Origin of the sequence: Paenibacillus mangrovi, assembly GCF_022898935.1 — a bacterium.
Lineage (GTDB): Bacteria > Bacillota > Bacilli > Paenibacillales > Paenibacillaceae > Paenibacillus_AQ > Paenibacillus_AQ mangrovi.
Genome location: NZ_JALIRP010000007.1, coordinates 342,358 through 355,567, shown reverse-complemented (window position 1 = coordinate 355,567; position 13,210 = coordinate 342,358). Strand labels below are relative to the sequence as shown.

The window sequence follows — 13,210 nt, the reverse complement described above, 5'->3', positions numbered from 1 at the left end:
GATATCCGTTGACCGGTCTTGTTGTTAATCATGCTAATGTCTTTAATTAAATACGTAGCCAGCTGAAAGACTTCATTGATATAATAGATATATTAATATGATAGTAAATAGGAGGGCACATGACTTTGCAAAATTCGAAGCAACACGACAATAGCTTGTATGAACTTTTTCCTGTTCCTCAAACTGTCATTCCACGGGGGGGAGAAGTTCAGCTTACGAAAAACATTAGTATTGTAGTCAAATCAGTTCTTAAGGAAGCTACGTTACCTAAGCTGCAGGCGGTTTTAAACAAAGCCGGTTTTACATATACGATCTCAGATGAATTTACGGAGGGGCAGTCTCATATCGTTCTGGCTGCAAATGATCAAGCAGAATATTTAAAGTCCATAAGCGCTAATGATATACACTTGGTGACGCAAAGAGAAGGTTATTCTTTATCTGTAGACGGCCGCTCAAATGGGCTCATTGTGATTGCTGGCAGCGACAGTGACGGCATTCATTATGGAGTGGTAACCTTATCCCACATGCTGAAGCAGTCTCAAAGCGGCACCTTGAAAACCTGCCGAATCGAGGACTATCCGGAAATCCTTTATCGCGGCTATATCGAAGGCTTTTATGGTTATCCCTGGAGTCATGAGGACCGTATGGATCTGATGGTGTTTGGCGGTGAACAGAAGCTGAATACATATATTTATGCTCCAAAGGATGACCCCTATCATCGCAAGAATTGGAGAGATTTGTATCCAGATGACAAGGCAAAAGAAATCGCCGAGCTGGCCGCTACGGGACATGCCAACAACCTGAATTTCGTATGGACCATCCATCCGGGTGAATCGATTGACCTGTCTTCCGAAGAAGATCTTCAATCTGCGTTCAAGAAACTGGAGCAGCTGTACAGTCTCGGGGTGCGCCAATTTGGCGTTTTGTTCGATGATCTGGTCGGCATTCCAGATGGCAAGCAGCAGGCAGACTTTATCAACCGGATTGATACCGAATTTGTTAAGGCCAAAGGGGATGTCCGTCCGCTGATCACGGTAGGTACAAGATATTGTGAAGCATGGGGCCCGTCGATGACGAATTATTTTAAGACTTTTGTTGAAACCCTGCATCAGGACGTTGAAATCATGTGGACGGGTGCTGCAACCATGTCTAATATCTCCCGGGAGCAATATGATGCGCCAATGCGCCAAATCCAATCAGACCGCAACCTCTCTGTATGGTGGAACTATCCGGTGAATGACTACTGTGATTCCAAAATTCTGATGGGTAAAATTGAAAACTTGAGCTCCGATTTAAATAATGTGAACGGATTTTTCGCAAATCCCATGAATCAGGCGCAGGCCTCAAAGCAGGCATTGTTCTGCATAGCGGATCATAACTGGAATACGGATGCTTTTGATACAGATATCAGCTTCACGGCTTCCTTTAAAGCTCTGGCACCTGAGGTTGCGGAAGATTTAGAGATTTTCGCATCCAATTGCTCTTATGTGAATGTTAACGGAGGCGTCAGCGGAGATTTTCTTTTTGACGAGTCATGGTACTTGAAAGAGGATCTACTGGAATTGAAAGCAGGAATGGAGGCTGGACGGGATGTTTCCGCGCTTGCCGGCAGGCTGCTTGAACACTTCGAACGCATGGAGCTTGCAGAGGACCGCATTCAAAAGCATTGCCTGAACAGCAATTTGGTCGACGAGCTGAAGCCATTTCTTCAAGCCTTTAAGCTGATGGCACAATCGGGTCAGCACGCCCTTCATGCAGTAAATGCGCTCCTGCGCGGCGATTTGCTGAGTATGGATCAGCACAACGAAGAAGCACATCAACATCTTGCCGCCATGGAAGGTTGCAAAGTAAACCGGCTGAAAGAAGAGCTTCCTTTTGATTATACCGTGGATGTGGGTACGCATATCATTAAGCCTTTTATTACTGACATGATTGTTCTCACCGCTGTGAAAGCAGAAACGGAACAGCCGGAGCCAGTACTGGGATATCAGCGAAAGAACATTGCTCTCTCATCTTTGGGAGTCACAGCAGAGGCTTCAAGCAGCGTGAGCGTTAATGAAAATGGCTCGAAGGCGATTGACGGCACGATCAGCAGCGGCAAATGGTGTACGAGGGAACATCGGCCGTACTTGACCATTGATCTGAATGAGCTGAAGACCATTATGCAATACCGGATCGTTAACAGCGGACATCCGGAAGCCAAGGAATCGAAATACTGGAACACCATGCATGCGCAAATCCTTGTTAGCGAAGATGGGGAACATTTCAAACTGATTGATGAGATCACTGGCAATAAAGACGATGTCATCAACAGGATTCTACCACAGGAAGCAACTGCCCGATACGTCCGGCTGCAAATCATGGAACCGACACAATTGAGCATCGAAGGAAGCGGGCGCACCCGCATCTATGCATTCGAGCTGTTTGACGAACGTTATCCGGAGCTTTCGGAAAAGGTGCTATTATCGGATATTTCACTCGAGGAATCCGGAAAAGTAACGATCCATCATGTGAAAAAAGGCGATATCATTACGCTCTACAATTCACTGGATACGGATACGCCACTGGCGGTATCAGAAGCGGCAGCAGTGGACGGTCAGGACATCGTATTCGAAAAAATAGCTGTTGACGGGAAACGCATTTTTGTGGAACGAACATCCACATATGCTCTGCCTAGCGTAAGAACGTCGAAAGGAATGGCATAAAAAAACGTCGATCGATCATTAAGCCTCTCCTGGTGTAGATACGCCAAGGAGGGGCTTTTTTGGCATAGCTTTCTGTATTTTTTGCCGAATTTTTTTGTGAGTTTCGCCCGGGATTATATATCAACCGCTTACCTTGATTATGGTATGCTTTTGAAAGATAACTAGGAATATACATAATACGGTAGGGAGCATATGCTGCGTCGCCAAAAAAATCTGACTAAAGAGAGAAGAAGGAATGCTATGAGCTTATGGGTAAGGGAAACCTCATTTTACAAGAGCTTTTTCAGGCTGACCTTGTTGATCGCACTACAAAACATCATCACTTTAGGTGTCAATCTGTCCGACAACTTGATGCTTGGCGGGTACAGTGAATCGGCATTGTCGGGCGTTGCGCTGGCGAACCAGATCCAGTTCATTTTGCAGATGCTGGTGATGGGAGCGGCAGAAGGGCTGGTGATTTTGTCCTCGCGAAGCTGGGGTGCCAAGAACCTAGAATCCGTGAAGAAGGCTGCCAGTATCGGAATGCGGATCGCGCTTCTCGTCAGTATCGTGATGTGGGCGGTTGTGTTTATTTTCCCGGAAGGCTGTATGTCACTGTTTACTAATGAGCAGAGGGTGATTCAGGAAGGTGCGCAGTATTTAAAAATTATATGCTTCTCCTATGTGTTCTTCGCCATTACGAATGTACTGCTCGCATCCTTGCGGAGCGTGGAGATTGTTCGGATTGGGTTCATCGTTTCTTTATCCACTTTGATTATTAATGTGTCTTTAAATTATGTGCTGATTTATGGCCATTTCGGTTTTCCGCAGATGGGGGTTAGCGGCTCGGCGACGGCCACACTCGCTGCGAGAATCATCGAAACCGTTATTGTGATCATCTTCATCAAGCGCTTTGACCATACGCTAAAGCTTAAGTTGAAGGATTTTTATCGGATCGACATGAATTTGTTCAGACAGTACCTTCGCATCGGTTCTCCGATTTTAATGGCTAATGCGCTGTGGGCCTTTGCAATGGGCGCTCAATCTGCGATTTTAGGGCATATGGGCGAGTCAGCGATTGCGGCGAACAGCGTAGCTACGACTGTTTTCCAGCTCGTGACTGTCATTACGTATGCTTCGGCCAGTGCGACAGCCGTCATGATCGGCAAAACGATCGGTGAAGGCCATGTCTCCAAGATCATTACCTATAGTAAGACGTTGCAGATGTTGTATTTATGTATAGGCGTGGTCACCGGACTCGTGCTTTTCATTACGAAGGATTATGTCACGGGGTTGTATTCGATTTCGGATGAAGCGAAAACGCTGGCTGTGCATTTCATGACGGTTTTATCGATCACCGTGGTGGGTACAGCTTACCAGATGCCTGCCTTAACTGGTATTGTGCGCAGTGGGGGAGATACGAAGTTCGTGCTGTACAATGATTTTATTTTCATGTGGCTTGTGGTTCTGCCTGCTTCGGCGATCTGTGCTTTTGTGCTTGATCTGTCGCCGTTAATTACGTTTATATGCCTGAAGTGTGACCAGATCTTGAAGTGCTTTGTCGCCATTGTCAAAGTGAACCGTTACAAATGGATCCGGACGTTTAACACCGATACGAAGCCGTTAGATTCATCGGAGAATGTGGCGACCTGAATCCGAGCCATGATGTAAAATGGAGAAAATAAGCATGTGGGAGGAAGCCCGTTCGAAAAGAACGGGCTTCGGTTTTTAAGTTGGAACTGATGCAGCCGGCTCGGATCGCAACCGTTCATTCGTTTTTTTAGAATAATAATCAAATGTATATTTGATTATGTTGAGGCTTTGTTGTAGTATAATAATCAAATGAATATTTGATTAATGAGGTGAGGATGTTGACTGAGAAAGAAAAAGACTCATGTGAAATTTATTGTTATGACGAGCCCAAAGTCCGAAAGGTAAAACAGGCCCTTGAAGGAGAAAATATTCAAGGGATGATAAAGATGTTCAAAGTACTGGCCGATGAAACAAGAATGAAAATCGCTTTCGCCCTTTGCGAAGAAGACGAACTATGTGTTTGCGATGTAGCCAATATCATTGGTTCTTCGATGGCAACCGCTTCTCACCATCTCCGAACTTTAAAACAGCTTGGCTTGGCTAAATATCGTAAGGAAGGCAAATTAGTATTTTACTCGCTAGAAGACGTCCATGTTCGTCAACTGGTGCAGCTTGCTTCTACTCATTCGCGGGAGTTGATCACCAATGGAAAATAATATAGAACACATTGAAGATAAAAACGTTTTTAGAGTCCAAGGATTTACTTGTACGAATTGTGCTGGTATTTTCGAGAAAAATGTAAAAAATTTGCCTGGTGTTCGAGACGCACAAGTCAATTTTGGGGCATCGAAGATTACCGTTTACGGTAATTCGACAGTGGAGGAGTTGGAAAAAGCAGGAGCATTTGAAAGCCTGAAAGTTACTCCTGAAAAACAACGAGTGATTGAAAAGAAAAAGCCATTTTGGCAAGAACATTGGAACGTATTGCTTTCTGCCGTGTTGCTTGTCGTGGGTTATTTTCTAGGTGAAGTGACCACCTTGTCCGCTATGACTTTCGCGGCTTCTATTCTCGTCGGTGGATACGAGTTATTCAAAAAAGGAATTAAGAATTTCTTCCGGCTTCAGTTCGATATGAACGCTCTGATGACGGTCGCCATCATCGGTGCCGTGGCCATCGGCAAATGGGGCGAAGGTGCGACAGTTGTTATCTTATTTGCGATAAGTGAAGTGTTGGAACGTTATTCGATGGAAAAAGCACGGCAATCCATTCGTTCCCTTATGGATATTGCGCCGAAGGAAGCTTTAATTCGACGTGGCTCCGAAGAAATTACGGTTAGTGTCGATGATATACAAGTTGGCGATGTCATGCTTGTAAAGCCGGGACAGAAGCTTGCAATGGACGGCGTTGTTATAAAAGGAACATCAACGATTAACCAAGCTGCGATTACTGGTGAATCGGTTCCCGTAACAAGAACAATTGACGATGAGGTATTTGCTGGCACGTTGAACGAAGAAGGATTGCTTGAAGTCAAAGTTACGAAACGAGTCGAAGACACCACGATCTCCAAAATTATTCACCTTGTGGAAGAAGCACAAGCTGAACGGGCACCGTCCCAGGCTTTTGTTGATCGTTTTGCGAAGTATTACACGCCTGCCATTATGATCTTGGCGTTAGGGATCGTTGTTGTTCCTCCGCTTTTTGCGGGTGCTGATTGGGGCGATTGGATTTATAGAGGGTTAGCATTACTCGTTGTTGGTTGTCCTTGTGCGCTAGTTATTTCAACACCTGTTTCTATTGTTACGGCTATTGGCAATGCGGCGAAAAACGGCGTTCTCATCAAAGGGGGCATCCATCTTGAAGAAGCCGGCAGATTGTCCGCCATTGCGTTTGATAAAACAGGCACATTAACTAAAGGTTTTCCGGAGGTCACCAATTTCATTACTTTCGAAAATAATGAAACCGAACTGCTGTCCATCGCGGCGGTTATCGAAAAAGGATCCCAACATCCGCTTGCGTCTGCGATTATCCGGAAAGCTGAGCAAGATGGTGCGGATTTATCGCTTGGAGTTTCAGAATTCCAGTCCATTACGGGTAAAGGTGTAAAAGCTGAAGTAAAAGGCGAGCTGTATTACATTGGAAATCCGAAACTTTTTAACGAACTACATGGCCATATCAATCAAGGTACTACTAAAAAGGTCGAGGAATTACAAAAGCAAGGAAAAACCGTAATGGTCTTAGGAACGGATCAACAAATACTTGCACTTATTGCTGTAGCGGATGATGTTCGTGGTTCCAGCAAGAACGTTATTAAAGAACTGCACGAGATCGGTATTAAGAAAACCATCATGCTTACAGGTGACAACCAAGCAACGGCGGATGCAATTGGAAAACAACTGAATGTCGCAGAAGTAAAAGCCGAATTGTTACCGCAAGATAAATTGGATTATGTCAAACAACTTCGGCAGGATTACGGTAACGTTGCTATGATTGGTGACGGTGTAAACGATGCCCCAGCTCTTGCGGCTTCGACCGTTGGTATTGCAATGGGCGGTGCTGGAACGGATACAGCCCTCGAAACTGCAGACATCGCTCTGATGGCTGACGATTTAAGAAAATTACCTTACACCATTCGTTTAAGCCGAAAAACCCTTGAGATTATCAAGCAAAACATTACGTTCTCGCTCGGGATTAAATTGGTTGCATTGGCGTTGATTGTCCCTGGTTGGCTCACGTTATGGATGGCTATTTTTGCAGATATGGGAGCCACCCTAATTGTAACGTTGAACAGCCTTAGATTACTAAAAATCAAAGGTGAAAAAATATAATCACATGTAGAAATGAGAGTGTAATATGAGCCTGCACATCCGTGAAATAACATCAGAGAACTGGCGCGCTGCCGCAGCATTATCCGTTTCCGCAGAGCAGCAGCATTTTATAGAGAGCAATGCATTTTCGATGGCCGAATGTTTTTATGAGAAAAATGCCGTATCCGTTGGAATGTACGATGATGATACCCTCATAGGTTTTGCCATGTATGGCTGGCCTGATCGTCTGGACCAGAGCGCCTGGCTGGACCGGTTTATGATTGACCGGAAGTTTCAGGGAAAGAGTTACGCCAAACGCTTGCTCTTGCTAGTCATCCGCTACATAGAGCAGCAGTATGATTGCAAGAAAATGTACTTGAGCATCCATCCGGATAATAAGCATGCGCAGAAGTTGTACGAATCTATGGGCTTTCATCTGAACGGACAAATCGATCATGAAGGAGCCGTTCCTGGTTTAGTCATGGAGTTGAATCTAGACGCTTTCATGTAAATTATGAAGAACAGGAGATGAGGTTCAGTACTGCAGACTCCTTGTTAAATAGCAAAGCCTGCTTACATCTCTGTATGCAGGCTTTTGAAATTACACCGATTGTCTGTATATTCTTTGGGGTGCCATAGCCGCAGTTGCACCCTCACACCTCATATGATGAACACGTCGTGAAGGATGCTTTTATTATACTAACGTTGGTATGTTCTAAAAAAGTTATGGTCTTTTGTGTAAATACACCTTGCCTGCTGCTTGTCTCTGGGTATTCCTTACAACAAACGCATCGCCTGAGGAGCTTGGCTTTCCGGGAATTGAAATCGTAATGCCCTTTTGAGACATGGTGCCGCGCTGAGCTACAGTGAATTTTGGATTATGACCGTTCAAACGGCAGTTGGTAAAGGTTACAGCTGAAATATGGGCCATCCGGGATATCGCAGCTCCAACCTGAGGCGCTTCAACGATCCATTCTGCCGAGGACTGTGGTCCGGTATAACGCTTGGCCGTCCGAAACGTCCAGTTTTGGGTGGTGTTACGCAAAGTTATTAGCCAAGTAGAACCTTTTCTTTTGGAGATGACGGCGGACATTCGATCTCCGGGTTTTACGGTCAGTGGGATAAGGGTCATCACATCGGGGAGGATCTCCCACCAAGCGTAGTATTGAGGTTTACCATTTACAAAATCATGCCCTGTTCCGGTTTGAATCAGACTGGTATTTCTGAAGCCATCGATTCCGATCCAGGCTGAAGAGTAGGAAGATGCTGAGCTGGGCAGTACAAACGGGACGGTCCACTTCCCAGATATACGGCGGAACGATTTAGAATTGCCAGAATTCGCATAACCGCTCCAATTGGCGGAAATCCAGCCCGATCCTTTTAACTTTGATTTGTTTGACCTATCTAACAAGCATACTCTATTTGATCTGTTCATTTCATCTACCACCTATTTTGTTGATAATTTATCATATGGGTGTAGTAGGGGGAATGAGTGGGGGGAGGAAGGGTTACTAAAAGCTTGTTTTTATATAATCAGAATAGATGTAACCTTAAATAGTGTAGAATTGTTTAATAGATAAATGCCGTAAAAAGTAATGAATATTAGGGGGCAGAGTTGAGTGTCGATTAATTGGGCAAGTTTTGGTGTCACGTTGTTGTTTGTCGTAATTGCAATCATCGCCATTATCGCATTATTGAAATTTACTTTAAGACGGCGTTAATCCCTTGGTCAAAAGGAGAGAGCCGGTGGATCAGCTTTATTTTACTTGCCGTTTAAAAAGTTAAACTGTGAACTTTCGTTTCTCATTACTTTTAAGGTGGGGGATCTGATGTATATAAAGAAAAACTCATTAGGGATGCTACTTCAGTTTCAAGAAACTCCAGATTCGGTTATAGAGCATTATTTAACGCCATGTTTAGATCGATTTGAAAAGTTTGAGCCCCATATTCATGCTTTTATTCACGAGGAAAACAGGGAGACTCGAATTTTACGCGATATTGAGGCATTAAAAAGGAAGTTTACAGATGTTAATAAACCTCCACTCTACGGAATACCTGTCGCAATCAAAGATCTGTTCCATGTGGATGGTTTTCCTACGCATGCCGGATCTGAGCTCCCTCACACTGTTTTGACAGGAGAAGAAGGCAGTTTAATTAGAAGTTTGCGTGAAAAAGGAATGTGGATCACAGGTAAAACCGTCACAGAAGAATTTGCATACGGTGGTCTGATTCCAACGAGAAACCCTCACAATTTGAACCATACATCCGGAGGCTCAAGTGCAGGTTCAGCCGCTGCAGTAGCCGCGGGAATATGCCCTGTTGCTGTTGGGACTCAAACGCTCCGTTCTATTAGCGCGCCAGCTTCTTTTTGCGGTGTGGTTGGTTTTAAGCCAAGTAAAGGCCGGATCCCGATGGATGGCGTCATTTTGCTATCGCCTTCGTTTGATACGGCTGGCTTCTTTACGCAGGATCTCCCCAGTATGGAGTATGTTTCAGCCCAGCTCATTCCAGAGTGGCAAGAGTTTCAGTCGGATCGCAAACCGGTTTTGGGTATTCCCAATGGAATTTATATGAATTTGATGTTTGATGATGTTCGGACAGCTTTTCAGGAGCAGGTGAAGAAGCAGGAGGAGAGTGGGTACAAGATCAAAAGAGTGGATATGCCGTGGAGCGATGAGTTTATCTATGGGGATGACATGTTAAGGTTTGTCCAAGGTGAAATGGCCATTGTACATCAAGCATTGTTTGAGGAATATAAGGACATTTATGGATTGGGAGTACATAATGCAATTACAGCGGGTTTTGGAATCGATGATATGGAGCTGGAACGCTATCGAAAAGGTCAAATTTCCTTGAGGAATGATCTCAGCGACATTCAAGAGAGGGAGGCAATCGATCTATGGATATCCCCGGCTCAGGGTGGAACAGCGCCATTGTGGGGGGAGCAAACGGGATGGGCAGGCATGACAGCGATCTGGTCCTATGCGGGTCTGCCAACTATCAGCATTCCTTCGATGACAGTGAACGATATGCCGTTAGGCTTCCAGTGCATCGGTAGCTATGGCGGAGATGAAGAATTAATATATTGGTCCAAGCAGGTATCAAAAGCGCTGAACCCGGATTACAAGACAAAAGGGACAAAAAAATCATAAATTAAATCTAAAATTAATCCATTTCTAATGGTAAATTAAGGGTCCGCCTCCATAATTAGCGCTTGAAGGCCAAACTATTCAGGGTTAAGGGAGGGCTTAAGATGAAGAAAATCAGAAAAATACATATGTGGATTGGGATCATTGCAACCGTATTTTTGTTGATTGAATCAACGACCGGTATTGTCTTGTATCTGGACCAAGGGGATCGAAGGGTGGGAATGGAAAGAAACTTCCGTGCGAATGACAATGTTCCGGCTTACTCTAACTTACCATCGCCCTCTCAGAATGGACAAGACGATGCAAGCGGTCAATCCTCGAAGAGAGGTTACGGTAACGGTGGCAGTGGGAGATTTGGTATGAACGGTTTAAACGGAGCGGGGGCATTTCCGGGTCGTGAAGGCGGCAATTCTTTCAGTATGAATGTACGCAGCCTACATGAAGGAATTATCGGATTGATCAGCGGAATAGGGATGTTTCTTATGACCGGAACCGGAATTGTCATGTCCTTTATCATTTGGGGCGCTAATCGAATAAAAAGAAAACGCGGGAATCAACCGGATCAGCAGATGACTATCATCAATTAATTTGATAGGGAAGTAAGGTAAGGGGGCGATGTGCATGTCACTCAGACCCTCACATTCTATCGATACAGAGCTACCTTTCTGACCAGGGTAGCATTTTTTTTGCTTGACTTAATCATAAGGCCGTGTATTATAATAACGTTAATTCAACATTTGGCATTGATCAAAGACATGATTTCTTACACGAGCGGCCCAGAGAGAGAAGTCCCGGCTGAAAGCTTCTCCGGAAAACGGTTTGAAATTACCCCTTTGTAGCCGTGGCGTTGAACCCGCACCTTGGTATGGAGCGGCAGTAAGCGGCACCGGTTTATCCCCGTTACAGGATACCAATGAGAACCTGCATCTGCAACTTTGGCCAGCGGCCGAGGCTGGATGACTGCAGGTTGAATTTAGGGTGGAACCACGAGCTGAACGCACTCGTCCCTTGAGGGAGAGATGCGTTTTTTTGCGTTCATAAATCAAACAAATATCAAGGAAATGGAGGTAAACATGATGGAGATTCAAGTTTCGCTGCCAGATGGTTCTATGAGGAGGTATATGAAAGGCACCACAGTTGAACAAATTGCGGAATCCATCAGCCCATCGCTGAAGAAAAATACGGTCGCAGGCAAAATCAACGGCAAGGCTGTCGATCTGAATCAGCCCATCGAAGCCGACTGTCAAGTTGAAATCGTAACGCTGGAAAGTGAGGATGGGCTGGAAATCTACAGACACAGTACAGCTCATCTAATGGCTCAAGCGATCAAAAGGATCTACGGAAATCAGGCTGTGAAGCTGGGAATCGGACCGGTGATTGAAGACGGATTTTATTATGATATCGATATCGAAAAGCCGTTATCCACCGAAGATCTCGAAGCCATCGAAAAAGTAATGGCGAGCATCGCACAGGAAAATCTGCCGATTGTGCGCAGGGTCGTTAGCCGTGAAGAAGCCATTCGAATTTTTGAAGAGCTTGAAGATCCGCTGAAAATGGAGCTCATCCGTGATTTGTCTGAAGACGCAGTCATATCCATTTACGATCAAGGAGAGTTTTTCGACTTATGCCGCGGGCCACATCTTCCTTCTACGGGCCGGATCAAAGCTTTCAAGCTGTTGAACGTGTCAGGCGCCTATTGGCGTGGAGACTCGAACAACAAAATGCTGCAGCGTATTTACGGAACGGCTTTTCCTAAAAAGGCCCAGCTCGACGAGCATCTTCATTTACTTGAGGAAGCCAAAAAGCGCGACCACCGCAAGCTTGGCAAGCAGCTGGAGCTGTTCATGTTCTCGGAAGAAGCGCCCGGAATGCCTTTTTATCTGCCCAAAGGAATGACGATTCGTACAGAGCTTGAGAATTTCGCACGCGAGCAGCAAAGACAAAGGGACTACGATGAAGTGCGGACTCCATTGATGATGAACAGCCAGGTCTGGGAGCAATCCGGACATTGGGATCATTACAAGGACAATATGTACTTCACGAACGTGGATGAAACGAAGTATGCACTAAAGCCGATGAACTGTCCTGGACATATGCTTATATTCAAAAATAAGCTGCGTTCCTACCGGGATCTTCCGCTCCGCATATCGGAGTTTGGTCAAGTACACCGGCATGAGTTCTCCGGAGCGCTGAACGGCATGCTGCGGGTGCGGACGTTCTGTCAGGATGACGCCCATCTCTTCGTTCTGCCTGAGCAGATTGAGGAGGAAATCGGACGGATTATCGAGCTGATCGATCATATGTACCAGGTGTTCGGATTTGATTACAAAATCGAGCTGTCGACACGGCCAGAGGATTCTATGGGATCAGACGAGCTTTGGGAGCAAGCGGAGAAATCGCTGCAAAGCGTGTTGGATAACCGCGCTATTGAATATCGGGTTAATGAAGGCGATGGCGCATTCTATGGACCGAAGATTGATTTTCACATTCTGGATGCCCTTAAACGGAGCTGGCAGTGTGGTACGATTCAACTGGATTTCCAAATGCCCGAGAAATTCGATCTCACATATGTCGGTGAGGACAGCCAAAAGCATCGACCTGTTGTCATCCACCGTGCAGTATATGGTTCTATCGACCGTTTCATGGGCATGCTGACAGAGCATTATGCTGGAGCTTTTCCACTTTGGCTTTCCCCGGTTCAAGCAAAGCTGCTGCCTGTTTCAGAGAACTACGTCGATTATGCTTTTGAGGTAAAAAAATCGCTTGAAGAAGCAGGAATCCGGGTTGAAATCGATATTCGTAATGAAAAGCTCGGTTACAGAATCCGCGAAGCTCAGCTTGAGAAGGTTCCTTACATGCTGGTGCTTGGAGAGAATGAGAAGAACTCTGCCAGCGTTTCTGTAAGGAAACGGGGTGAAGGAGATCAAGGTTCAAGCAAAATCGATGAAATCACTAAACGAATTCTGAACGAAATTGAAGCGAAACAATAAATGAACTAAATCCTCATTGCTAAAGATGATTCCATTTCACACAGCAATG

Annotated in this window: 9 protein-coding genes; 8 read left to right on the top strand and 1 reads right to left on the bottom strand. The window is 45.2% G+C overall.

Translation table 11 applies throughout. The annotated features are described in order from the left end of the window. Positions 1 to 119: 119 nt before the first annotated feature. The 5 genes from MUG84_RS18670 (at position 120) to MUG84_RS18650 (ending at position 7,533) form a co-directional block, all read left to right on the top strand. A complete protein-coding gene (locus MUG84_RS18670) occupies positions 120 to 2,705 on the top strand; it encodes a glycoside hydrolase family 84 protein (RefSeq protein WP_244727537.1) in 2,586 nt (861 codons plus the stop codon). Between the two features lie 240 nt (positions 2,706 to 2,945). Then, the gene (locus MUG84_RS18665) at positions 2,946 to 4,337 is read left to right on the top strand and encodes an MATE family efflux transporter (protein ID WP_244727535.1); all 1,392 of its coding nucleotides are present in this window, start codon (positions 2,946 to 2,948) and stop codon (positions 4,335 to 4,337) included. Positions 4,338 to 4,552: 215 nt separating this feature from the next. Next, entirely contained in the window at positions 4,553 to 4,933 is a 381-nt protein-coding gene (locus tag MUG84_RS18660; RefSeq protein ID WP_244727533.1) for an ArsR/SmtB family transcription factor, read from the top strand. Then, positions 4,923 to 7,043 carry a heavy metal translocating P-type ATPase gene (locus tag MUG84_RS18655; RefSeq protein ID WP_244727531.1) on the top strand — a complete coding sequence of 707 codons (2,121 nt, stop codon included), beginning with the start codon at positions 4,923 to 4,925 and terminating at the stop codon, positions 7,041 to 7,043. The genes MUG84_RS18660 and MUG84_RS18655 overlap by 11 nt, the downstream gene beginning before the upstream one ends. A 25-nt stretch (positions 7,044 to 7,068) precedes the next feature. Continuing rightward, positions 7,069 to 7,533: a GNAT family N-acetyltransferase gene (locus MUG84_RS18650; RefSeq protein ID WP_244727528.1), complete on the top strand. Its 465-nt coding sequence runs from the start codon at positions 7,069 to 7,071 to the stop codon at positions 7,531 to 7,533. Positions 7,534 to 7,746: 213 nt separating this feature from the next. Here the strand turns inward: MUG84_RS18650 and MUG84_RS18645 are convergent, their stop codons facing one another. Beyond that, the gene (locus MUG84_RS18645) at positions 7,747 to 8,457 is read right to left on the bottom strand and encodes a G1 family glutamic endopeptidase (protein ID WP_244727526.1); all 711 of its coding nucleotides are present in this window, start codon (positions 8,455 to 8,457) and stop codon (positions 7,747 to 7,749) included. A 394-nt stretch (positions 8,458 to 8,851) separates the two neighbouring features. Between MUG84_RS18645 and MUG84_RS18640 the strand changes: the two genes are divergently transcribed. The 3 genes from MUG84_RS18640 (at position 8,852) to thrS (ending at position 13,161) form a co-directional block, all read left to right on the top strand. Then, positions 8,852 to 10,174, top strand: a complete 1,323-nt coding sequence (locus MUG84_RS18640; RefSeq protein WP_244727524.1) for an amidase — start codon at positions 8,852 to 8,854, stop codon at positions 10,172 to 10,174. Between the two features lie 101 nt (positions 10,175 to 10,275). Then, positions 10,276 to 10,758 carry a PepSY domain-containing protein gene (locus MUG84_RS18635; RefSeq protein ID WP_244727522.1) on the top strand — a complete coding sequence of 161 codons (483 nt, stop codon included), beginning with the start codon at positions 10,276 to 10,278 and terminating at the stop codon, positions 10,756 to 10,758. A gap of 489 nt (positions 10,759 to 11,247) precedes the next feature. After that, positions 11,248 to 13,161 carry a threonine--tRNA ligase gene (gene thrS, locus MUG84_RS18630; protein WP_244727613.1) on the top strand — a complete coding sequence of 638 codons (1,914 nt, stop codon included), beginning with the start codon at positions 11,248 to 11,250 and terminating at the stop codon, positions 13,159 to 13,161. Positions 13,162 to 13,210: the final 49 nt, after the last annotated feature.

What these genes read in the sequence shown, in the direction of transcription:
- MUG84_RS18640 (WP_244727524.1), top strand. Translation starts at nt 8,852, where the DNA reads ATGTATATAAAGAAAAACTCATTAGGGATGCTACTTCAGTTTCAAGAA.
- MUG84_RS18670 (WP_244727537.1), top strand. Translation starts at nt 120, where the DNA reads ATGACTTTGCAAAATTCGAAGCAACACGACAATAGCTTGTATGAACTT.
- MUG84_RS18635 (WP_244727522.1), top strand. Translation starts at nt 10,276, where the DNA reads ATGAAGAAAATCAGAAAAATACATATGTGGATTGGGATCATTGCAACC.
- MUG84_RS18655 (WP_244727531.1), top strand. Translation starts at nt 4,923, where the DNA reads ATGGAAAATAATATAGAACACATTGAAGATAAAAACGTTTTTAGAGTC.
- MUG84_RS18650 (WP_244727528.1), top strand. Translation starts at nt 7,069, where the DNA reads ATGAGCCTGCACATCCGTGAAATAACATCAGAGAACTGGCGCGCTGCC.
- MUG84_RS18665 (WP_244727535.1), top strand. Translation starts at nt 2,946, where the DNA reads ATGAGCTTATGGGTAAGGGAAACCTCATTTTACAAGAGCTTTTTCAGG.
- MUG84_RS18645 (WP_244727526.1), bottom strand. Translation starts at nt 8,457, where the DNA reads ATGAACAGATCAAATAGAGTATGCTTGTTAGATAGGTCAAACAAATCA.
- MUG84_RS18660 (WP_244727533.1), top strand. Translation starts at nt 4,553, where the DNA reads ATGTTGACTGAGAAAGAAAAAGACTCATGTGAAATTTATTGTTATGAC.
- thrS (WP_244727613.1), top strand. Translation starts at nt 11,248, where the DNA reads ATGGAGATTCAAGTTTCGCTGCCAGATGGTTCTATGAGGAGGTATATG.